The sequence below is a fragment of the Mesorhizobium sp. WSM4906 genome (assembly GCF_029674625.1).
Lineage (GTDB): Bacteria > Pseudomonadota > Alphaproteobacteria > Rhizobiales > Rhizobiaceae > Mesorhizobium.
Window position 1 is genome coordinate 2,842,206 of sequence record NZ_CP121355.1, and the last position, 19,520, is coordinate 2,861,725.

The following is a 19,520-nucleotide window of genomic DNA, read 5'->3' on the forward strand; positions in this document are numbered from 1 at the left end:
CATGGCCTGGACCCCCGATGAACCGATGGTGCGTCTCCACGACGTGCACAAGTCGTTCGGCCAGATCGAAGTGCTCAAGGGCATCAGCCTTCAGGTGATGAAGGGCGAGGTCATCTGCGTCATCGGACCGTCCGGCTCCGGCAAGTCGACATTGATCCGTTCCATCAACGCGCTGGTGCCGATCAATTCCGGCTCGATCACCGTCGAGGGACAGGAGGTCAATGATCCGGCAGTGGACAAGCTGGCGCTGCGCCGCAAGGTGGGCATGGTCTTCCAGCAGTACAATCTGTTTCCGCACAAGACCGCGCTGCAAAACATCATGATGGCGCCGATCCACGTCCTCAAGCAGGACCGCCGCGAGGTCGAGGCACGCGCGCGGGCGCTGATCAGGAAGGTCCGCCTCGAAGGGAAGGAAGACGCCTATCCGGGAGAATTGTCCGGCGGTCAGCAGCAGCGTGTCGCCATTGCCCGCTCGCTCGCGATGCGTCCGGATCTGATGCTGTTCGATGAGGTGACGGCCGCGCTCGACCCCGAAACCGTCAAGGAAGTGCTGGTCACGATACGCGAACTGGCGGGTGAAGGAATGACGTGCATTCTGGTCACGCATGAGATGGGTTTTGCACGCGAGATCGCCAACCGCATCTATTTCACCGATCAAGGCGTCATCGTGGAGCACGGCCCGCCGCAGGAAATATTGGATCATCCGCGAGAGGCGCGGACGAAGGCATTTCTCGAGCAGGTGCTGTAGATCGTCTTGCGGCTGCGTTCTTTCGCCGGCGATCTGGCCCGTCCGAGCCGGTCGGGTGGCAGGCGGCCGGGCGAGTGCCTAGGTGAAGGACAACGATCAACCTCTATCAGACGCGCGGAGGCGCGCATGCGGATCAAGGTCGAAACCCGGCAAGACGGCGACGTCGACGTGCCCCGGAGGTTCAGCCTCAACGGCGAGCAGATTGATGTTTTCGAGATGGTCGACCAATGGTTCGGCGCCGACTACCGCTATTGCAAGGTCAAGGGCAGCGATGGCGCGCTTTACATCCTGCGGCACGACGAAGTCCGATCGGAATGGTGCCTCACGATGTTTGCCAGCGAGCGGGCGCAGGCCGTGACGGCCGGATGGACCTCGCCGAGCCAAAGCGCCGTCAAGGGATCACTTCAGTAAGAATTGTCGCCCGACGGCGGGAACCTCACGGATCCTTGCAGATCGGCACCGGTTGCGGAGGCGGCAAAGGGTGATCCTTCTTGTATTGCGCGATGATCGGCTCAAGCATCCTCTTCGGCCAGAATTTCGGAGCGCCGATCTCCTTCAGGCAGGATGCGTTCCAGTAGAGTCCGGCGGCCGAAGCCGATTGTCTGGCCGCCACGGTACGCGCCATGGCGGCAATGTCTCGCGATTCTGGATAGATGTAGAGCGTCGTCGGATTGTCCTTCACCATCGGGATGATCTGCTCGGCATCCGCGGGAGACCAACTTGTGCAGCCATTGCTGCGGCCGCCGGCATAATTCACCAGCTTGCCGAAGGGAACATAGCCGTCGTGGTCGGCGTATGAGCTGTTCGGGCTTTTGCGAAGGCACATTCCCCTCAGCAGCGCTGCCGGGTGCCCGCCGATCACGCGTTGCCTGGCATTGGCGGTTTCGCCTTCGCCATCGAACTGTATGAAGGTGCGCATGAACACCGCGTTCTGCTTCGCACCGACACGGTAGAAACCCTTGAACGACGTTTTCGCCTCGGCGGTCATGTAGGCGCCGCCGGCCGTCAGTTCCGAGTCCATCGCGTTGCCGAAGTTCTTGGCGCAACGCCTGCCGTTGGCAAAATCCGCGACGCCTTTCAGGTTTCGGCCGCCGCCGTGACCGGCCGAGACCGCGCGGAACGACTGCTCGGCCTCGCAGATGATGTAGTAGCGGCGTCCCAGCACTCCGTTGCCCAGATCGCCGGGGCGCGTTGCGTCCATGGCGAAGTAGCAGGGATTTTTCACGGAACCTTCGCTCACCTTCTTCAGGTAAAGCGCGCGTGCCCGTTCCAAGACCACCTGAGCGATCTGGCCGTCGCCTTCGCCGACATGGGCCTGCAGCCAGGTCGGAATGCTCGACGACCGCAGCGCTGCGAAGGATCGGGCCGACATCGTCAGCGCGCCGATAACGGCGAGGAAGCAGACAATCGCGACGCCCAGCGAAACAGATCTCAACCGCACCGGATTATTTCCCCTCTCCAGCCGCTATTTCCTACGATGAATCACCTGCGCCAATCATAAAAGCCCTCGCGCCGATCGGCGAAACACTTCTAGTTTAGCGTGCCCTTAACATGCGTGATTCCCGGTCCGTTCGTGTTGAGGTATCATGTGATTCCGGCGCGCCCACGCCTCCTCCCTCCATCGGGAAAGCATCGTCCATGCGGGGCATTGGATCACTCAACCGACTGTTCGAGCACCAGGCATAAGGAGGGGTTGCGAAGACTGCTCGCGGCAGGAGGTTTTTCGATGCGGCTTTCCGCGCCCATCTATCGTCTGAAGCGTCAGGCCAGGCTCCTTTCCCGTAGGGAAGGAGTGCCGCTTCACCAGGCCCTCGATCGGGTCGCCGCCGGGGAGGGCTTCGCCAGCTGGAGCCTGCTTGCGGCCAAAGCCGCAGAGGCGACGCCCGCGGGCAGCCTGCTTGCGCAACTGGAACCTGGCGACCTCGTGCTGGTCGGCGCAAGGCCTGGCCAAGGCAAGACCTTGATGAGCCTCGAGCTTGCGGTCGAGGCGATGAAGTCCGGCCGACACAGCGTGTTCTTTACGCTGGAGTACACGCACACGGACATTCTGGATCGGTTTCGCGCCATCGAGGCCGAGCCGGCGCTCTTCGACGGCCTGTTCGAATTCGACAATTCGGACGCCATCTGCGCCGACTACATCATCGGCAGATTGCGGACGGCGCCTCGCGGGACGCTAGCGGTCATCGACTACCTGCAACTTCTCGACCAGAGGCGCGAGAATCCGGAGCTGAAGATACAGGTTCCGATGTTGCGGTCTTTTGCGCGCGACAGGGGACTGATCCTGATCTTCATCTCGCAGATCGACCGGGCGTACGATCCGTCCAGGAAGCCATTTCCCGACCTTGGCGATTTCCGGCTGCCGAACGCTTTGGATTTGTCGCTCTTCGACAAGATGTGCTTCCTGAACAAGGGCGAAATCCGCTTTCAGGCAGCTTGAGCGCAATCCGTGCCGCGGCTATGCCTGCCGGGTCTGCAAGGGGACACCGGATCATGTTCGAAATCGTCAAGCCCGCGCTCGAACACCTGCCGTCCTACAAGGCAGCGCTGGAGCGCGGCTGGTCGCCGGACAATGTGCGGCTCCTGGAAGCGACGCGTGAGCAGCTCGCGGCCATCGAGGAAGACCCGGTGGCATTTCTCGCCGGTCTTGACGACCCGGAGGCGAAAGGGCCGCCGATAACATTGCCGGACGGCACGACGGCGCCACGCCTGCCGGGTTTCCGGCGCTGGATCTGGGATGGCGAAATTGCCGGCTCGATCGGGCTTCGCTGGCAGAAGGGCACGTCGGCGTTGCCCTCGCATGTGCTCGGCCATATCGGCTACGCCGTGGTGCCTTGGAAGGAGCGGCGCGGCTACGCCACCGCAGCGCTGCGGCTGATGCTGGACGAGGCGAGGGTGGTGGGTCTCGACTATGTCGAGATCACCACGGATCTCGACAATCTTGCGTCCCAGAGGGTGATCCTGGCCAATGGCGGCATTCTCGTGGGGCGGTTCGCCAAGCTCGCCGCCTATGGCGGGGCGGAAAGCCTCAAATTCCGGATCGATCTCTAGACCTCCGTCGCGGCAAGGGTGCCCGTGCGCTACTCGCCGGGCCTGGCCAGCCGCCCTTCTTCGGCCTTGTAGTAGAACTGGCTGGCGACAAGCCAGCCTTTCAGCGGCCGGAGCGGCGGAATGCAGGTCGCCAGAATTATCGGTACCGAAACGAAGGCGTGGAACCACATGGAAGGCTCGAAGGTCACCTGGGCCCAGACGGCGAACAGCACGGAGGGCACACAGGCAAAGCAGATGACGAAGAAGGCCGGGCCATCGGCGGGATCGGCAAACGAATAGTCGAGCCCGCAGACGTCGCATTTCGGCGCCAGCTTCAGAAATCCGTCGAACAACCGGCCCTCCCCACAACGCGGGCAGCGGCCACGGATGCCAACCCGCCAAGGGTCGAGGTGGGGATAGTGCGCATGATCTTGCATGGTCGTCACTCCAGAGACCTCGCATGGCATTTCGATCGGCCTTGAGGTCACCAATGCATACTAGTATCATGATTGTATGCATACAATGCGACAAAGTGTATGGATCACAGGATGAACGACGAGAGCGACCTCAGCTGGCTTTCTCCCTTGGAGGAAGGCCCTCGGCCGATCTATCTCAAAATTGTCGATGCCCTTGCTGCCGCCCGCTCGATCGGCCGGCTGCAGCCTGGGGACAGGCTGCCGCCGCAGCGGGAGCTTGCCCGCTTCCTTGGCGTGGATCTGACCACGGTCACCAGGGCGTTCACCGAAGCCCGCCGCAGGAACCTGATCGATGCAACGGCCGGTCGCGGCACCTTCGTCACGCCCGGCGAGCCGGAAGAGCCGATCCTCGATCTGAGCATGAACATTCCGCCGGCGCCTTCGGGTCTCAGCCTGCCGGTATTGATCAGGAGCGGCATAGAAGGGCTGCTCAAACGTTCCAGCGCGGAAGCGCTGCTTTCCTACCATCCCGGCCCGGGTTCACCCGCCGAACGCGCCGCCGCCTCGTTATGGCTCGCCGCAACCGGCGACAGGCTGCCGGTCGAACGCGTGGCTGTCGGCTCGGGGGCGCAGGCGCTGCTCGCGGCCGTCCTTCTGCCGCAAACCCGCGAGGGCGATACGATCCTCACCGACACGCTGACCTATCCCGGCCTGATCGCGCTGGCGGAGACCACGGGCCGGAAGCTGACCGGCGTCGGCCGCGACGATAACGGCATGCGTCCCGACCATCTGGAGGAAGCGGCGCGACGGCACGGCGCGCGCGTCCTCTATCTCAATCCGACGCTCCACAATCCCACCGCGCTCACCATGCCGGAGGGCCGGCGCCGGGAAATTGTGCGGATGGCGGGCAAACTTGGCCTGATGATCGTCGAGGACGATCCCTACAGTCCACTGCAGACCACTTCCCCGCCGGGCTTCCTCAGTCTGGCGCCGGAGCGGACTTTCCATGTGGCGACATTGGCGAAATGCATCTCGCCATTCCTGCGTACCGCTTTCCTTGCCGCGCCCAACGTGCAGGCCGTCGAGCGGATCGCGGCGGCAATCCGGGGCATCACCATGATGGCGCCGCCGCTGATGACGGGTCTCGCCTGCGAGTGGGTGCGAAGCGGCTTGGCCGGCGAGATCACGGGCGCGGTGCGTGCCGAAGCGGAGGCCAGGCAGAAGATCGCGCGCAAGATCCTGCCGGCGGGTTTCACCTCGACGGAAACGAGCCTGCATTTGTGGTATCCGCTGGAGGGGCGGCCGCGCTCGTCAGAGCTTGGCGATGTGGCCCGACGCCGCGGATTGGCCATCAGTCCAGCGGAGGAGTTTTCCGTCGTGCCCGGCGTTGCCGACGGCTTGCGCCTGGCGCTGGGCGCCGCATCCAGCCGCGAAAGGCTGGGGGAGGGCCTGCGCAGTTTGCTGTCGATCCTTGCCGGTCGCTTCGAATCCTCGTCAACTCCGGTTTGATCTAGTCAGGCCGGCGACGGAGCGGCCTTACCCCGCCGCGGCCGGCAGCGGCGGCGTCGCGCGGCTGCGCCATTCCCACGCCTGCGAGGCGAGCGCGACGACCACGGCCACCAGCATGGCGAGCGCTCCGGCAACCGGCAGGCTGCGATAGCCGAAGCCGGCATTGAGCATTGCCGCGCCCAGCGATGCGGCGAGCGCGATGCCGACGTTGAAGCCGGACGGGATGAGCGAGGAAGCCAGGTTAGACGCGTCCGCCGTCCAGGCGAGGATGCGGGTCTGGATCGGCGCGCCGATGGCGAAGTTGAGGCCGCCCCAGATGACGATGGCGACGATCATCGGCACCGGATAGGGGCTGACGGCGTAGATGACGCCAAGCATCACCGCCTGCAGGAAAAGCATGGTGATCAGCGATGGCATCAGCTTCCAATCGGCGAGCTTGCCGCCCAAGAGAACGCCGATCGTGGCGCCGACGCCGTTGAGCAGCAGCACGAAGGGGATCAGGCTCTCGTCGAGGCCGGTGATTTCGAGCAGTGTCGGCGTGATATAGGTGAAGAGGCCGAACTGGCCGATCATCAGCATCAGCATCAGGATGAGCGAGGTCCAGACCTGCTGGCGGCCGAGGACACGCACCTCGTGCGCCAAGCCCGCAGGCCGGTTGGCGGCGCCCGCGGTGCGTGGCAGCAGCGCGGCCATGGCGACGATAGCGACGACGCCCAGTGCGCACATCACCCAGAAGGTCGCGCGCCAGCCCCAGAGGCCGCCGATCGCAGTGCCGGCCGGCACGCCGATGACGTTGGAGACGGTCAGTCCCGAGAGGATGACCGCCACGGCCCGACCGCGCTGATCCTCGCGCACCAGGCCGACCGCGACGACCATGGCGACACCGAAATAGCAGCCATGCGCCACGGCGGTCGCGACACGCAGCAGAAGCATCGAAGTGAAATCGGGCGCCAGCGCGCAGGCGGCCTGGCCAAGGGAGAAGGCGATCGTCAGCCAAATGAGCAGCGCCTTGCGCGAGACCCTGCTGGTGGCGAGCGCCAGCAGCGGACCGCCTATGGCGATGCCGCAAGCGTAGCCGGAGACGAGATAGCCGGCAGTGGGAACGGAAACGCCGAGTCCTTGCGCCACCTCCGGCAGCACGCCGGCGATGACGAACTCAGTCGTGCCGAAAGCGAAAGCGGCAATGAACAGGGCAATTAGCGGCAGCATGGCGCAAAGGGTTGGTTTGAATGCAGGGCGTCAAACCACGGATGCGCGCTGCCGGCAATGCAGAAATTATCGACGCCGCTTTAGCTTTTCTTGACCGGGTTCAGCTCTGCCGCGGTCGTCGGCGACGAGGCCGGCTTCTTGTGCCTGCCGTAAGGAATTTTCAGCCACGCTCGCTCATGAAGGTAGAAGAGCAGCGATTTGGTGACAACTTCAGTCCCGCCGATGGCTGCAGCGAGCTTAATGCTTCCAGTCACCACGAGGGAGATGATCATCGTGTCGATCGTGCCGGTTGCGCGCCAGGAAAGCGCCTTGACGAAGCTGCGCGAATGGGTGTCCATCGACTAAATCATCCTCCCGTTGGGCCTCGGATGTTCCTTAGCCGACGCATGCGAGGATGAGCAAAGACGAAATTTTGTCAGCCCGCTTTGAGCCGCGAGCCGCCGAGCAGGCCGCGTTCCTCGAGCACGGGATAAGCCATGGAGGCGAGCAGCGAGTTGATCTGCTTGAGGTCGCGGATGGTGTCGAGGTGGATGGAACTGGTCTCGACGCTTTTGGCGGTGCCGTCGCGCAGCCTCACGAAATGGCTGGCGCTCGTCTCTTTCTCGCGCTCGCGCAGCAGGTCTTTCTCCAGCACCAGTTGCCGGGCTGTTTCCGGGTCGCGCGAGACCAGCACGTTGAAGGCTAGCCGCGCATTGGCGAGCACCGAGGCATGGAAGGCGAAGAGCTCGCGCCAGCCCTCGGGCGTGAACTCCAGTCCGCGCTCGAGCTTCTTCCTGACATGCACCAGCATGTTGCGCACGATTATGTCGCCGACCTGCTCCAGCTTGACGCAGGCGCCGATCAGTTCCTGGCAGCGCAGCGCCTCGTCCTCGCTGAGCGGGTTCTTCGTCACCTTGGCGAGATAGAGCTTTATCGCCGCGTGCTTTTTGTCGACACGGTCGTCGAGGGCGGCCAGCGCCTTGATCTTGTCGCCGTCGGCGCTCTCGTAGAGCTCGATGATGCGCTTCAGCATGATCTCGACCGTCTCGCAGACCCGCACCACCTCTCGCGTGGCATTGGCCAGCGCCTGGCTCGGCGTGTCGAGCGCGCTCTCGTTCAGCGCCGACAATTCGACAACGTCGAGCGCTGCCGCCGGTTCGGGCTTCGCGCCGAGCGCCACGATGCTTTCGGAGGCACGATAGACGAGGCCGGCGAGCGGCAGGCCGGCCAGCAGGATGACCACGTTGAACAGGATGTGCGCGTTGACGATCTGGTCCGGCCCGGTCGCGCCGAGAAAGCCGACCGGCGGCTTTACCGTCATGAACAGGATCAGCATGATCAGCGAGCCCATACCGCGCATCAGGAGGTTGCCGACCGGCACGACGCGGACACCGGGATCGGCATTACGGGTCAGCAACGGCGCGATGATGGAGGAGCCGAGATTGACGCCGAGCACCAGCACGATGCCGAGCTCCGGCGGGATGAAGCCGCGGCCGGCCAGCGTCACCATCAACAGCACAGCGGCGATGGAGGAGTGGAACAGCCAGGTGACGAGTGCCGCCAGAAGATAGGCGGTGATGGGATCGCCGGAGAAATAATTGACGATCATCGGCATCAGCGTGCTCTGGCGCAGCGGCTCCGAGGCCTGACCGATCATCTCCAGCGAGAGCAGCAGCAGGGCAATGCCGACCAGGATGCGGCCGAACTGGCGCCAGTCGCGCCGTTCCGTAGCCATGAACATGACCGTTCCGGCGACGAGGCAGACCGGCACCAGAAGCGACAGGTCGAACGTCAACAGCTTGACGACAAGCGCCGATCCGATCTCGGCGCCGCGCACGGCAAGCTGCCCGGCGGCACCCGATACGATGCCGGCGCCGGCGAAGGAGCCGACCAGGAGCGTGACGGCGGTGGAGCTCTGCAAGGCGATCGCCAGACCGCAGCCGGCCAGCACCGCCATCAGCGGATTGCGCATCGTGGCGCGCAGCCTGTGGCGAAGCACATCGCCGTAGGCGCGCTCGACACCTGTCTTCACCATACGGGTGGCAAACAGCATCAGCGCCACCGCGCCGGCGAGATGCAGAAGGACGACGGATCCGCTCATGCCGAACCCCGCGACGAGGCGGCAAAGAAGCGGAAAAGAGTACGAATCGCGAGCATTTCGAAGGTCGAGACTACAGCAGTTTACATTAGCCGGATAATAAATTTTGCCCGATTCGGCCGACGTTCGGCACGCGACGGCGTGTGTCGGAAATGGATAGAGGGCACATTGGTTGCATGCCGCCCGTGAATCGGGCGGCAGACTTCACGCGTATGCCTGGCCGATGATCTGCCCGGTCTCTGCAGATTGTTGAAGCAGCTTATGTAAGCATTGGAAATCATTACAGGATTGTAATCCTGACGTTCAGTTTCGGTTCATCCGGGCCCGGCTATCTCCTTGCCTATCGACAACCAAGGAGCACCAACCATGAAGCGTCTCATACTTTCCGTCGTCACCGCCTCGATGCTGGCCGCCTCGGCCCTCTCGGGCCAGGCCGCGTCGCTCAACCAGCCAAGCGCGCCGCAGTCGAACTACACCAAGGTCGACTGGCAGAAGTCGGGCGTCGTGAAGAAGAAGGTGGTGGTCAAGAAGAAGGTGGTGGTGAGGCGCAGCCAATGGCGCAGCGGCCAGAGATATTCCAACTGGAAGCGCCATCAGGCGGTGCGCGACTGGAACCGTTACGGTCTGCGCCGTCCCGGTCCCGGCCAGGAGTGGATTCGTGTCGGCAACGACTATCTTCTGGTCAGCATCGTCTCCGGCATCATCTTCGGCGCGATCGCCGCGCACTGATCCGGCAACGGTCCGAACACCAGGAAGGCGGCCGCTCGGCCGCCTTCTTTTTGTCTGTGAAAAGTGGGTACGATGGACTTTAACGAGTCGTCGCGCCCGGACGGCTTGATTATATGGAGGGCAAACGAGCCTTTCCCTATGCGCTTTCCGCCCGCCTTCCTCGACGAGATACGCGACCGTGTGCCGATTTCCTCGGTCATCGGCCAGCGCGTCTCCTGGGACAGGAAGAAGTCCAACGCATCGCGCGGTGATTTCTGGGCATGCTGCCCGTTCCACGGCGAGAAGAGCCCGTCCTTCCACTGCGAGGACAAAAAAGGGCGCTACCATTGCTTCGGCTGCTCGGTCTCGGGCGACCATTTCAAGTTCCTGACCGAGCTCGACGGCATGAGCTTTCCCGAAGCGGTCGAAAAGATCGCCGAGATGGCCGGCGTGCCGATGCCGGTGCGCGATGCCGCCGAGGAGCGGCGCGAGAAGGAACGCGCCAGCCTGACCGACGTCATGGAGATGGCGACCGTCTTCTTTCAGGAGCGGCTGCAGGGACCGGAAGGGGCAAAAGCCCGCGCCTATCTGCGCGACCGCGGCCTGACGCCGGCGACACAGCAGTCCTTCCGGCTCGGCTATGCGCCGGACAGCCGCAATGCGCTGAAAGAATATCTTGCAGCCAGGGGCGTGCCGAAGGCCGATATCGAGGCCTGCGGGCTGGTTCGGCACGGCGACGACATCCCGGTCTCCTACGACTGGTTCCGCGACCGCATCATGTTTCCGATCCCGGATTCGCGGGGGCGGATCATCGCCTTTGGCGGACGCGCGCTGGCGCCGGACGCGCTCGCGAAATACATGAACTCGCCTGACACCGAGCTCTTTCACAAGGGCAATGTGCTCTACAATTTCGCCCGCGCGCGCAAAGCGGTGGCGAAGGGCGGCACGGTGATCGCCGTCGAAGGCTATATGGACGTGATCGCGCTGGCGCAGGCCGGCTTCGAGAATGTCGTGGCGCCGCTCGGCACCGCGCTCACCGAAAACCAGCTCGAGCTTCTGTGGCGCATGGCCGGCGAGCCGGTGCTTTGCTTCGACGGCGACCAGGCCGGGCTGAAAGCGGCATGGCGCGCTGCCGATCTGGCGTTGCCGGCGGTCCAGCCAGGGCGCTCGGCGCGCTTTGCGCTGCTGCCCGAGGGCAAGGATCCGGACGATCTGGTCAAGTCCGAGGGGCCGGACGCATTTCGCGCGGTGCTGGCGGAAGCGAGACCGCTTGCCGATCTTTTGTGGATGCGCGAGACGGCCGGCGGCGTCTTCGACACGCCGGAGCGGCGGGCGGAGCTCGAAAAGACGCTGCGCGAGCTCACCGGCCGCATCCGCGACGAAAGCCTGCGCTACCACTATCAACAGGAGATGCGCGAACGCGTCTTGAGCTTCTTCGGCTCGCAGCGCGGCGCGCGGCAAGGCCATCAGGGGGGGCGCCAGGACGGTCGGCCGGGCGAGCGCGGCAGAGGTTCGGCGCCAGGCGGGGCGTTTGGCCGGGGCGCTGCCGGCGCGCGCGCCGCCATCACTGAAAGCCTCGGCCGTTCGGCGCTGGTCAAGCGGACGGGCGAGGCCATGTCGGTGCGCGAAGCGACGATCATCGTGGCCCTGGTCAACCATCCGCCACTGATCGACGAGAATTTCGCGCATGTCGAATTCCTCGACCTTGCCAATTCGGATTTGCGGCGACTGCACGCCGCCATCCTCGACGCGATGGCGCAAGACGCGGCCGACGATCGCGACGCGGTGATCGCGACCATCGAGCGCGCCGGCTGCGGCGGCATCTGGGAGCGTGCGGTCGCGCTGATCAAGCGCGCGAGACAGTGGCCGGCGCTCGAAACCGCCGGCCTTGACGATGCCCGCGACGCCTTCAACCAGGCGCTGCACTTGCAGCGCAGCGCGCGCACCTTACATAGAGAGCTGAAACAGGCGCAGGCGGCGCTCGATGCAGACCCTTCGGATGAAAACTTCCGGCATCTCGTCGAGATTCAAGCGCAATTCAACGATGTACAGGCAACGGAAGCGCTGATCGAAGGGTTCGGCGTTTCATCGGGCAGGGCTGGACGCGTTTAGGTCCAGCCGGCCCGAAAATGAAGTGGAAATGCGCAGGCGCGTCGAATCGACGCCTCTAAGTCGGGTAATTGATTCGCTTTTTTCATGCGAATCATGCCAGAGGCGCTTGACCTTCTGGCAGATTGGCGGAATCAGGACGATTCGAAACGTTAACCGTGCCCCGGCGTCGGCGGGAAATTTTGAGCGATGTGAGGTGCTGGTGACTGGACAGGCAAAAGGCCTGCCACAGATACCAGGGTTAATCTGGACTTAACGAGAGATGCGGTTACTGGCCCGGTAAGAAGCGTTCTGGTGCGAGCGCATCCGGTATGACCGGTTCCGGCAGCTTACGCGGTCGATACCAGGCCGCTTGGAGACGACAAAGAATGGCGACAAAGGAAAAGGAAGAGGTCGAGACCGAACGCGAAGGCACCACCGATGGCCCTCTGCTCGACCTTTCCGATGATGCTGTCAAGAAGATGATCAAGGCCGCCAAGAAGCGCGGCTATGTGACCATGGACGAGCTGAACTCGGTGCTGCCTTCGGAGGAAGTGACCTCCGAGCAGATCGAGGACACGATGGCCATGCTGTCCGACATGGGCATCAACGTCGTCGAGGACGACGAGCAGGGCGAGGAGGCAGAAGCGGCCGACTCGGGTGCCGATTCCGACGAAGATGCCAACGAGCTTGCCGAGCAGACCGGCACCGCCGTCGCCACCACGACCGCCAAGAAAGAGCCGACCGACCGCACCGACGATCCGGTGCGTATGTATCTGCGCGAGATGGGCTCGGTAGAGCTTCTGTCGCGCGAGGGCGAAATCGCGATCGCCAAGCGCATCGAGGCCGGCCGCGAGACGATGATCGCGGGCCTGTGCGAAAGCCCGCTCACCTTCCAGGCGATCATCATCTGGCGCGACGAGCTCAACGAATCGAAGATCCTGCTGCGCGAGATCATCGACCTCGAGGCGACCTATGCCGGCCCCGAGGCGAAGCAGGCGCCGGTCGTCGAACGCGTCGAGGAAGCCGCCCCCAAGTCCGAGGAAAAGCCACGCGGCCGCGCGGCGGCGCGCGAGGAAGAAGACGACATCACCAATGTCGGCGGCGACACGCGCGGGCTCGAGGAAGAGGAAGACGACGAGGACGAGGCAAGCCTGTCGCTGGCCGCCATGGAAGCGGAACTGCGTCCGCAGGTGATGGAGACGCTCGACGTCATCGCCGACACCTACAAGAAGCTGCGCAAGCTGCAGGACCAGCAGGTCGAGAACCGCCTCGCAGCCGCCGGCACGCTTTCGCCTAGCCAGGATCGCCGGCTGAAGGAGCTGAAGGACCAGCTCATCAAGGCGGTGAAGTCGCTGTCGCTCAACACCGCGCGCATCGAAGCGCTGGTCGAGCAGCTCTACGACATCAACAAGCGCCTGGTGCAGAACGAGGGCAAGCTGCTTCGCCTCGCCGAAAGCTACGGCGTGCGCCGCGAGGAGTTCCTCAAGGAATATCAGGGCTCGGAACTCGATCCGAACTGGACGCGCTCGATCGCCAATTTGACGTCGCGCGGCTGGAAGGAATTCACCAAGAACGAGAAGGACGCGATCAAGGAGCTGCGCGCCGAGATCCAGAGCCTCGCCACCGAGACCGCGATCTCGATCCTGGAATTCCGCAAGATCGTAAACCAGGTGCAGAAGGGCGAGCGCGAAGCCGCGATCGCCAAGAAGGAAATGGTGGAGGCGAACCTTCGCCTCGTCATCTCGATCGCCAAGAAGTACACCAACCGCGGCCTGCAGTTCCTCGATCTGATCCAGGAAGGCAATATCGGCCTGATGAAGGCGGTCGACAAATTCGAATACCGCCGCGGCTACAAGTTCTCGACCTACGCGACGTGGTGGATCCGGCAGGCGATCACCCGCTCGATCGCCGACCAGGCGCGCACCATCCGCATTCCGGTGCATATGATCGAGACGATCAACAAGATCGTGCGCACCTCGCGCCAGATGCTGCACGAGATCGGCCGCGAGCCGACGCCGGAGGAACTGGCCGAGAAGCTCGCCATGCCGCTGGAAAAAGTGCGCAAGGTGCTGAAGATCGCCAAGGAGCCGATTTCGCTCGAGACCCCCGTGGGCGACGAGGAGGATTCGCATCTCGGCGACTTCATCGAGGACAAGATGGCGATCCTGCCGATCGACGCGGCGATCCAGGCCAATCTGCGCGAGACCACGACGCGCGTGCTCGCCTCGCTCACCCCGCGCGAAGAACGCGTGCTCAGAATGCGTTTCGGCATCGGCATGAACACCGACCACACTCTGGAAGAGGTCGGCCAGCAGTTCTCGGTCACCCGCGAACGCATCCGCCAGATCGAGGCCAAGGCGCTGCGCAAGCTCAAGCACCCGAGCCGCTCGCGCAAGCTGAGAAGCTTCCTCGACAGCTGATACGAAAATCACGGACAGGCAAATCGAAAGGGCGTCTCGGGCGCCCTTTTTTTTGCATCTCCAGCCACAGCATTGCCTTGCCGGGGCTGCCCGACAGGAGTTTAATTTCAAGGTCGGATGCATTTCTGGGCGACAAGCCGGATGCCCGCCCCGGCGCCGGCCGTAACGGCCAGGCGCCGCGCTCCGTGGCACCGGAGGGAGGTGTGCCATGACGACCTACATCATGCTGATCAACTGGACGGAGCAGGGCGCCAAGAATGTGCGCGAGTCGCCGAAGCGGCTCGACGCCGCCAAGAAGCAGCTGAGCGAGATGGGCGGTTCGTTCAAGGCGTTTTATCTGACCATGGGCGAGTGCGACATGGTGGCCGTGGTCGAGGCGCCGGACGATGCGGTGCTCGCCCGTTTCGCGCTGATGCTGTCGTCGGGCGGCAGCGTACGAACGCGCACGCTCAAGGCCTTCCCGGAATTCGCCTATCGCGAGATCATCACCTCGCTCGGGTGAAGCGGCGACGGAGGCAAGGCTCCATTGCAGCTGCGCGTCATATTGCGATGCCACACCGCGTCGCCGATAGTCGCGCGATGTCCAAGCCTCGGCTCACCGTCTGGTACAACACACGCTGCCCGGTCTGCGATGCCGGCATCAGGCGCCAAAGGCGGCGGCTGGTCGAGGCGGTGAAGGCCGGCCGCGTCGAATTCCGAGACATCAATTTCGAGCCGGCGGCGCTGGCCGAACATGGCGCCTCGCTTGAGGACATCCGCCGCCGGCTGCATGCGACCGATGCCGAGGGCAGGTTGCTGGTGGGCGCCGACGTGGCGGTGGCGGTCTGGCGGATAACGCCGGGCGAAAGCTGGCTGGCGTCACTGCTGGGCAACCCGATCGCGCTGCCGCTGACGCGCCTTGCCTATGATCGTTTCGCCGATCTTCTCTACGCCTGGAACCGCCGCAAGGGCCGCTGGTAGTCCGCTTCGGCTTAGCTTGCTGATCGTCATCCCGATCGAGCGGCGCTCCCTCGGTTCCTTCTCGATACATCGTAAGATATATCTTGACTCTCTGACGGCTGCGACCTATGTAAGATATATCGTAAGACATAACTCGAGGAGCAATCCATGCACAGACATAACCATTCCGGGCACGGCCATTTCGGCGAGCGCATGTTCATGCACATGGCCGGCAGGTTCGGCGGGCGGGGCGGCGGCTTCGGTCCGTTCGGCCACGGCATGCGCGGCGGCGGTCGCGGCGGCCCGGGCGACATGTTCCGCGCCGGCCGCATGCTGGCCGATGGCGATCTCAAGCTGATCACGCTGTCGCTTCTGGCCGAGGCGCCGCGCCACGGCTACGACATCATCAAGGCGCTGGAGGAGCGCACCAGCGGCATCTACAGCCCGAGCCCGGGCGTGGTCTATCCGACCCTGACCTTCCTCGAGGAAGCGGGCTATGCCGTTTCGTCCAGCGAAGGCAACAAGAAGGTGTTCTCGATCACCGAGGCGGGCAGGGCGCATCTCGAGGAGAACCGCGAGATGATCGATAACGTGCTCGACCACCTCGAGCGTTTCGGCCGCAAGATGGCCAAGGCGCGGGACTGGTTCGGCTGGAACGACGAGGGCGAAGATGGCCGACGCGGCCGCCATGAAAGGCGGGATGAAAAGCGCGACCGGTTCCGCGCGCTGCGCCACCGGCTGCGTGCCGCGCTCAGCGATATCGTCGATGCGAGCGAAGACAAGCAGGCCGAGGCGATCAGCATCCTGGAAGACGCCGCGGCGGCGCTCGAGGCGCTGTCGCGCCGCTGAGCGGCGACCGGTTCCCGGGCGGCTATTGCCCGCCAAGCCAAGGACCGCTACTGAAAATCGTCCTGCAACACGCTATGTGATGCAGGACGATTGCCGTTGGAGGATACTGAAATGTCTTTTCTGAAACGTCTTTTCGGCGGCGGTAGCGAGGCAACGGACACCGGAGCCGCGAAGCCGGCAAAGCAGGTCGAGCACAAGGGATTCCTGATCAGCGCCACGCCCTACAAGGCCGACGGCCAGTACCAGACCTGCGGCGTCGTCTCGAAGGAAGTGGACGGCGTGATAAAGGAGCACCGTTTCATCCGCGCCGACCGTTTCGCCGGGCTGGACGACGCCGTCGACATCTCGATCAAGAAAGGCATCCAGCTCGTCGACGAGCAGGGCGAGAGGATGTTCGGATAGGCGCTGCCTTTCGGCAGCCGCTGCGATAGCGTTTCTCGATCCGGTTGATCCGGACCGAGCTCATCGCCATCGATCTCTCGCTAGAACGATACCTTGTCGCCGCCCTTGAGCTGCAAGATCTGCCGCGCCTCGTCGGGTGTGGCGATCGAGGCGCCGAGGCCTTCGATGATCTGGCGAACCTTGGTCACCTGTTCGGCGCTGGAGCGGGCGAGCTGGCCCTTGCCGATCCACAGCGAGTCCTCCAGGCCGACCCGCACATTGCCGCCGAGCGCGATCGCCTGCGTGGCGATCGGGAGCTGGTGGCGGCCCGCGCCCAGCACCGACCAGTGATACTCGTTGCCGAACAGGCGATCGGCCGTGCGCTTCATGTGGGCGACGTCTTCCGGGTGGGTGCCGATGCCGCCGAGGATGCCGAACACGCTCTGGACGAAGAACGGCGCCTTCACCAGGCCGCGGTCGACGAAATGCGCCAGCGTGTAGAGGTGCCCGATGTCGTAGCACTCGATCTCGAAGCGCGTGCCATTGTCGGCGCAGGTGCGCAATATGTGCTCGATGTCGCCGAAAGTGTTGCGGAAGATGCGGTCGCGGGAGCTTTCGAGGTAGGGCCGCTCCCAGTCGTGCTCGAAGGTCTTGAAGCGCTCCAGCATCGGAAACAGCGCGAAATTCATCGAGCCCATATTGAGCGAGGCGACCTCAGGGGCGAAAACCTTCGCCGGCTTGACCCGCTCCTCCACGCTCATCGTCGCTGCGCCGCCGGTGGTGATGTTGACGACACAGTTGGAGCGCTGCTTGATGACCCGCAGGAAAGGCGCGAACGCCTCGGTCGACTGGTCGGGGCGCCCGTCGACCGGATTGCGGGCATGAAGGTGGACGATCGCAGCACCTGCCTCGGCCGCCTCGATGGCCGCGGTGGCGATCTCTTCCGCCGTCACCGGCAGATGCGGCGACATCGACGGGGTATGGATCGATCCCGTGACCGCGCAGGTGATGATGATCTTATTCTGGTTCGCCACTTTGTGATGTCCTGCTCTCTTCGCTATTCGACCGCGCCCTATTTGATCGCCCCTTGGGTGATGCCGCAGGTGAACTGCTTCGACAGCACGATATGGAGCAACGTAATCGGCAGCGCCGCCAGTGTCAGCCCGGTGAACGGCACCTCCAAGCCGGAGGGGGATTCGCCTGCGAACACGGTCAGCCCTGTGGCAGTGTCTTCAAATTGTCGGAAGTGATCAGCACCAGCGGGAAGAAAAGGTCGTTCCAGATCGGCAGCGCCCGATGACATGCAAAAAGGGCAAGCGCCGACCGGCACCTGCCCTTTCTCATTCCTGGAGCAGCGACTACGCGGCCACTGCGATCTGGTCCGCGGCCGCGGCAGCGATCGCATCGACCTTGGCGGTCGCCTTGGCGAGCGCGGCGGTGACGGCGTCGGCGCCCATGCCGACGCCTTCGACGCGGATGACCTCGACGTCGGTCATGCCCAGGAAGCCAAGCACACTGCGCAGGTAGGGAATGGCGTGATCCATCTGCACTGCGGCGCCTTCCGAATAGATGCCGCCGGAAGCGAGCACGATATAGACCTTCTTGCCGGTGACCAGGCCCTTCGGACCATTCTCACCATAAGCAAAGGTCCGGCCCGAGCGGGCGACGTGGTCGATCCACGACTTCAGCGTCGAGGAGATGTTGAAGTTGATGAAGCCGGTGGCGAGGATGATCGTGTCGGCCGCGAACACTTCGTCGAGCACGGCATCGGATACGCCGACCACCTCGGCCTGGCGCTGGCTGCGCGCTTCGGCGGGCGTGTAGATGCCGGTCGCATAGTCAGGGTCGATATGCGGCAGCGGGTTGGCGACGAGGTCGTGCACGACAAGCTTGGCCGAAGGATCAGCGGCAAGCAGTTTCCGGGCGAGATCGGTGGCGACGCGGGTCGAGTGCGAAGCGGCGCCGCGCGGGCTGGAGGTAACAAGCAGAATAGACATGGCGGTGTCCCCTTGGGGTTGGATTGAACTTTCCCCGCCAATATGGGATTGCCGCTCTATCGGGAAAACTGGTATAATTTGCATGGTATCCATCGAAAATATGGATTGATTATGCAACCAAATCCGACGCTCGACCAATTGCAGATCCTGGTGGCCGTGGCCGACACCGGCAGTTTCTCGGCCGCGGGGCGCAAGCTGAACCGGGCGCAGTCGGTGGTGAGCTACGGCATCGCCAATCTCGAAGCGCAGCTCGGCCTGAGACTGTTCGAGCGCGAAGGCATGCGCGAGCCGCAGCTGACCGATGTCGGCAAGGCGATGCTGGAGGACGCAAGACGCATGATCGGCGTCCTGCAGCGCATCCGCTCGCGCGCCGACGGCTACCGGCAAGGACTGGAGGCGGAAGTGACGGTATCGGTCGACGTGGCGCTGCCTTCGCCGGCGCTCGTGCGAGTGCTGAAAGCTTTCGAGGCCCAGTTCCCAGCGGTGATGCTGCGGCTTTATATCGGCTCGCTTGGCCTGATCGTCGATCAGGTCGTCAACGGCCAGTCGGACCTTGGGTTTGGCGGGCTGATAGGTGATGCCGATGTCAACCTGCTGCGCATCGGCTTCACCTCGATGGTACCAGCGGCGGCACCCGACCACCCGCTGGCGAAACTGCCGAAACCCGTCGCCGTCGAGGATCTGCGCGAGCACATCCAGCTCGTCGTCTCCGACCAGTCGGAGCGGACGCGCGGCCGTGACTACGGCGTCTTTGCCTATCGCACCTGGCGGCTGACGGATGTGCGCACCAAGCATGCGCTGATGCGTGAGGGCCTGGGATGGGGCGGCCTGCCGCGCTGGCTGATTGCCGACGATCTCGCCAGCGGCCGGCTGGTCGAGCTCGATCTCGAAGCTTATCGCGAAGTGCGCTCGCCGCTCTATGCCATGCACCGCACCGACCGCAGCCCCAAGCCCGCCGCATCCTGGCTGATCGATGAATTCAAGCGCCAGCTCGGCTGCTTCAACGAAATGGAACCGGGCGTGTGGACGGAGGAGGGGCCGGAGACAAGCCGTCCATGAACGTCATCGCCGCGAACCACTCTATCTCTTTGCTTTCACGCAATTCCGGACAGAAGGCTACGGCGAAGTCGCCGAGCCCGACCGCTTCAC

Annotated in this window: 21 protein-coding genes; 13 read left to right on the forward strand and 8 right to left on the reverse strand. The window is 63.9% G+C overall.

Annotated features, from left to right (window positions below; all coding sequences use genetic code 11):
• The first annotated feature begins 1 nt into the window (after position 1).
• Complete coding sequence (locus QAZ22_RS13560; protein WP_278207267.1) at positions 2–748, forward strand: amino acid ABC transporter ATP-binding protein; 747 nt, start codon at positions 2–4, stop codon at positions 746–748.
• A gap of 126 nt (positions 749–874) precedes the next feature.
• Positions 875–1,159, forward strand: a complete 285-nt coding sequence (locus QAZ22_RS13565; protein ID WP_278207268.1) for a hypothetical protein — start codon at positions 875–877, stop codon at positions 1,157–1,159.
• A gap of 25 nt (positions 1,160–1,184) precedes the next feature.
• On the opposite strand, the gene QAZ22_RS13570 is transcribed toward QAZ22_RS13565, so the two are convergent.
• Positions 1,185–2,189, reverse strand: a complete 1,005-nt coding sequence (locus tag QAZ22_RS13570; RefSeq protein WP_278207269.1) for a hypothetical protein — start codon at positions 2,187–2,189, stop codon at positions 1,185–1,187.
• A gap of 285 nt (positions 2,190–2,474) precedes the next feature.
• Between QAZ22_RS13570 and QAZ22_RS13575 the strand changes: the two genes are divergently transcribed.
• A complete protein-coding gene (locus tag QAZ22_RS13575) occupies positions 2,475–3,185 on the forward strand; it encodes a DNA helicase (RefSeq protein WP_278207270.1) in 711 nt (236 codons plus the stop codon).
• 53 nt (positions 3,186–3,238) lie between these two features.
• Complete coding sequence (locus QAZ22_RS13580) at positions 3,239–3,796, forward strand: GNAT family N-acetyltransferase (RefSeq protein ID WP_278207271.1); 558 nt, start codon at positions 3,239–3,241, stop codon at positions 3,794–3,796.
• Between the two features lie 29 nt (positions 3,797–3,825).
• On the opposite strand, the gene QAZ22_RS13585 is transcribed toward QAZ22_RS13580, so the two are convergent.
• Complete coding sequence (locus tag QAZ22_RS13585) at positions 3,826–4,212, reverse strand: DUF983 domain-containing protein (protein WP_278207272.1); 387 nt, start codon at positions 4,210–4,212, stop codon at positions 3,826–3,828.
• Between the two features lie 111 nt (positions 4,213–4,323).
• Between QAZ22_RS13585 and QAZ22_RS13590 the strand changes: the two genes are divergently transcribed.
• Positions 4,324–5,700 carry a PLP-dependent aminotransferase family protein gene (locus QAZ22_RS13590; protein WP_278207273.1) on the forward strand — a complete coding sequence of 459 codons (1,377 nt, stop codon included), beginning with the start codon at positions 4,324–4,326 and terminating at the stop codon, positions 5,698–5,700.
• Between the two features lie 27 nt (positions 5,701–5,727).
• Here QAZ22_RS13590 and QAZ22_RS13595 read toward each other — a convergent pair whose 3' ends face one another.
• From QAZ22_RS13595 to QAZ22_RS13605, 3 genes are all read right to left on the reverse strand, one after another.
• Positions 5,728–6,909, reverse strand: a complete 1,182-nt coding sequence (locus tag QAZ22_RS13595) for an MFS transporter (protein ID WP_278207274.1) — start codon at positions 6,907–6,909, stop codon at positions 5,728–5,730.
• Between the two features lie 80 nt (positions 6,910–6,989).
• Positions 6,990–7,247 (reverse strand): DUF2061 domain-containing protein, encoded by a 258-nt coding sequence (locus QAZ22_RS13600; RefSeq protein ID WP_278207275.1) that lies wholly within the window; start codon positions 7,245–7,247, stop codon positions 6,990–6,992.
• A gap of 77 nt (positions 7,248–7,324) precedes the next feature.
• Positions 7,325–8,989, reverse strand: coding sequence for a Na/Pi cotransporter family protein (locus QAZ22_RS13605; protein WP_278207276.1), 1,665 nt, complete (start codon positions 8,987–8,989; stop codon positions 7,325–7,327).
• A gap of 363 nt (positions 8,990–9,352) precedes the next feature.
• Here QAZ22_RS13605 and QAZ22_RS13610 point away from each other — a divergent pair, with 363 nt between their 5' ends.
• From QAZ22_RS13610 to QAZ22_RS13640, 7 genes are all read left to right on the forward strand, one after another.
• Positions 9,353–9,715, forward strand: coding sequence for an RcnB family protein (locus QAZ22_RS13610; RefSeq protein WP_278207277.1), 363 nt, complete (start codon positions 9,353–9,355; stop codon positions 9,713–9,715).
• Positions 9,716–9,853: 138 nt separating this feature from the next.
• Entirely contained in the window at positions 9,854–11,806 is a 1,953-nt protein-coding gene (gene dnaG, locus QAZ22_RS13615) for a DNA primase (protein ID WP_278207278.1), read from the forward strand.
• 365 nt (positions 11,807–12,171) lie between these two features.
• The gene (rpoD, locus tag QAZ22_RS13620; protein WP_278207279.1) at positions 12,172–14,205 is read left to right on the forward strand and encodes an RNA polymerase sigma factor RpoD; all 2,034 of its coding nucleotides are present in this window, start codon (positions 12,172–12,174) and stop codon (positions 14,203–14,205) included.
• Positions 14,206–14,413: 208 nt separating this feature from the next.
• Positions 14,414–14,707, forward strand: coding sequence for a GYD domain-containing protein (locus QAZ22_RS13625; protein ID WP_126098889.1), 294 nt, complete (start codon positions 14,414–14,416; stop codon positions 14,705–14,707).
• Between the two features lie 77 nt (positions 14,708–14,784).
• Positions 14,785–15,165: a DCC1-like thiol-disulfide oxidoreductase family protein gene (locus QAZ22_RS13630; RefSeq protein WP_278207280.1), complete on the forward strand. Its 381-nt coding sequence runs from the start codon at positions 14,785–14,787 to the stop codon at positions 15,163–15,165.
• Positions 15,166–15,312: 147 nt separating this feature from the next.
• A complete protein-coding gene (locus QAZ22_RS13635) occupies positions 15,313–15,993 on the forward strand; it encodes a PadR family transcriptional regulator (protein ID WP_278207281.1) in 681 nt (226 codons plus the stop codon).
• A gap of 111 nt (positions 15,994–16,104) precedes the next feature.
• A complete protein-coding gene (locus tag QAZ22_RS13640; protein ID WP_278207282.1) occupies positions 16,105–16,395 on the forward strand; it encodes an HlyU family transcriptional regulator in 291 nt (96 codons plus the stop codon).
• Between the two features lie 80 nt (positions 16,396–16,475).
• On the opposite strand, the gene QAZ22_RS13645 is transcribed toward QAZ22_RS13640, so the two are convergent.
• Genes QAZ22_RS13645 through QAZ22_RS13655 form a run of 3 tightly spaced genes read right to left on the reverse strand, consistent with a single transcriptional unit; the run spans position 16,476 to position 18,371 of the window.
• Positions 16,476–17,408 carry a 3-keto-5-aminohexanoate cleavage protein gene (locus QAZ22_RS13645; protein ID WP_278207283.1) on the reverse strand — a complete coding sequence of 311 codons (933 nt, stop codon included), beginning with the start codon at positions 17,406–17,408 and terminating at the stop codon, positions 16,476–16,478.
• Between the two features lie 38 nt (positions 17,409–17,446).
• Positions 17,447–17,704: a hypothetical protein gene (locus tag QAZ22_RS13650; protein ID WP_278207284.1), complete on the reverse strand. Its 258-nt coding sequence runs from the start codon at positions 17,702–17,704 to the stop codon at positions 17,447–17,449.
• Between the two features lie 28 nt (positions 17,705–17,732).
• Complete coding sequence (locus tag QAZ22_RS13655) at positions 17,733–18,371, reverse strand: FMN-dependent NADH-azoreductase (protein WP_278207285.1); 639 nt, start codon at positions 18,369–18,371, stop codon at positions 17,733–17,735.
• A gap of 111 nt (positions 18,372–18,482) precedes the next feature.
• Between QAZ22_RS13655 and QAZ22_RS13660 the strand changes: the two genes are divergently transcribed.
• Positions 18,483–19,430 (forward strand): LysR family transcriptional regulator, encoded by a 948-nt coding sequence (locus tag QAZ22_RS13660; RefSeq protein ID WP_278207286.1) that lies wholly within the window; start codon positions 18,483–18,485, stop codon positions 19,428–19,430.
• The last annotated feature ends 90 nt before the right edge of the window (positions 19,431–19,520 follow it).

What these genes read in the sequence shown, in the direction of transcription:
- QAZ22_RS13560 (WP_278207267.1), top strand. Translation starts at nt 2, where the DNA reads ATGGCCTGGACCCCCGATGAACCGATGGTGCGTCTCCACGACGTGCAC.
- QAZ22_RS13565 (WP_278207268.1), top strand. Translation starts at nt 875, where the DNA reads ATGCGGATCAAGGTCGAAACCCGGCAAGACGGCGACGTCGACGTGCCC.
- QAZ22_RS13575 (WP_278207270.1), top strand. Translation starts at nt 2,475, where the DNA reads ATGCGGCTTTCCGCGCCCATCTATCGTCTGAAGCGTCAGGCCAGGCTC.
- QAZ22_RS13580 (WP_278207271.1), top strand. Translation starts at nt 3,239, where the DNA reads ATGTTCGAAATCGTCAAGCCCGCGCTCGAACACCTGCCGTCCTACAAG.
- QAZ22_RS13585 (WP_278207272.1), bottom strand. Translation starts at nt 4,212, where the DNA reads ATGCAAGATCATGCGCACTATCCCCACCTCGACCCTTGGCGGGTTGGC.
- QAZ22_RS13590 (WP_278207273.1), top strand. Translation starts at nt 4,324, where the DNA reads ATGAACGACGAGAGCGACCTCAGCTGGCTTTCTCCCTTGGAGGAAGGC.
- QAZ22_RS13595 (WP_278207274.1), bottom strand. Translation starts at nt 6,909, where the DNA reads ATGCTGCCGCTAATTGCCCTGTTCATTGCCGCTTTCGCTTTCGGCACG.
- QAZ22_RS13600 (WP_278207275.1), bottom strand. Translation starts at nt 7,247, where the DNA reads ATGGACACCCATTCGCGCAGCTTCGTCAAGGCGCTTTCCTGGCGCGCA.
- QAZ22_RS13605 (WP_278207276.1), bottom strand. Translation starts at nt 8,989, where the DNA reads ATGAGCGGATCCGTCGTCCTTCTGCATCTCGCCGGCGCGGTGGCGCTG.
- QAZ22_RS13610 (WP_278207277.1), top strand. Translation starts at nt 9,353, where the DNA reads ATGAAGCGTCTCATACTTTCCGTCGTCACCGCCTCGATGCTGGCCGCC.
- dnaG (WP_278207278.1), top strand. Translation starts at nt 9,854, where the DNA reads ATGCGCTTTCCGCCCGCCTTCCTCGACGAGATACGCGACCGTGTGCCG.
- rpoD (WP_278207279.1), top strand. Translation starts at nt 12,172, where the DNA reads ATGGCGACAAAGGAAAAGGAAGAGGTCGAGACCGAACGCGAAGGCACC.
- QAZ22_RS13625 (WP_126098889.1), top strand. Translation starts at nt 14,414, where the DNA reads ATGACGACCTACATCATGCTGATCAACTGGACGGAGCAGGGCGCCAAG.
- QAZ22_RS13630 (WP_278207280.1), top strand. Translation starts at nt 14,785, where the DNA reads ATGTCCAAGCCTCGGCTCACCGTCTGGTACAACACACGCTGCCCGGTC.
- QAZ22_RS13635 (WP_278207281.1), top strand. Translation starts at nt 15,313, where the DNA reads ATGCACAGACATAACCATTCCGGGCACGGCCATTTCGGCGAGCGCATG.
- QAZ22_RS13640 (WP_278207282.1), top strand. Translation starts at nt 16,105, where the DNA reads ATGTCTTTTCTGAAACGTCTTTTCGGCGGCGGTAGCGAGGCAACGGAC.
- QAZ22_RS13655 (WP_278207285.1), bottom strand. Translation starts at nt 18,371, where the DNA reads ATGTCTATTCTGCTTGTTACCTCCAGCCCGCGCGGCGCCGCTTCGCAC.
- QAZ22_RS13660 (WP_278207286.1), top strand. Translation starts at nt 18,483, where the DNA reads ATGCAACCAAATCCGACGCTCGACCAATTGCAGATCCTGGTGGCCGTG.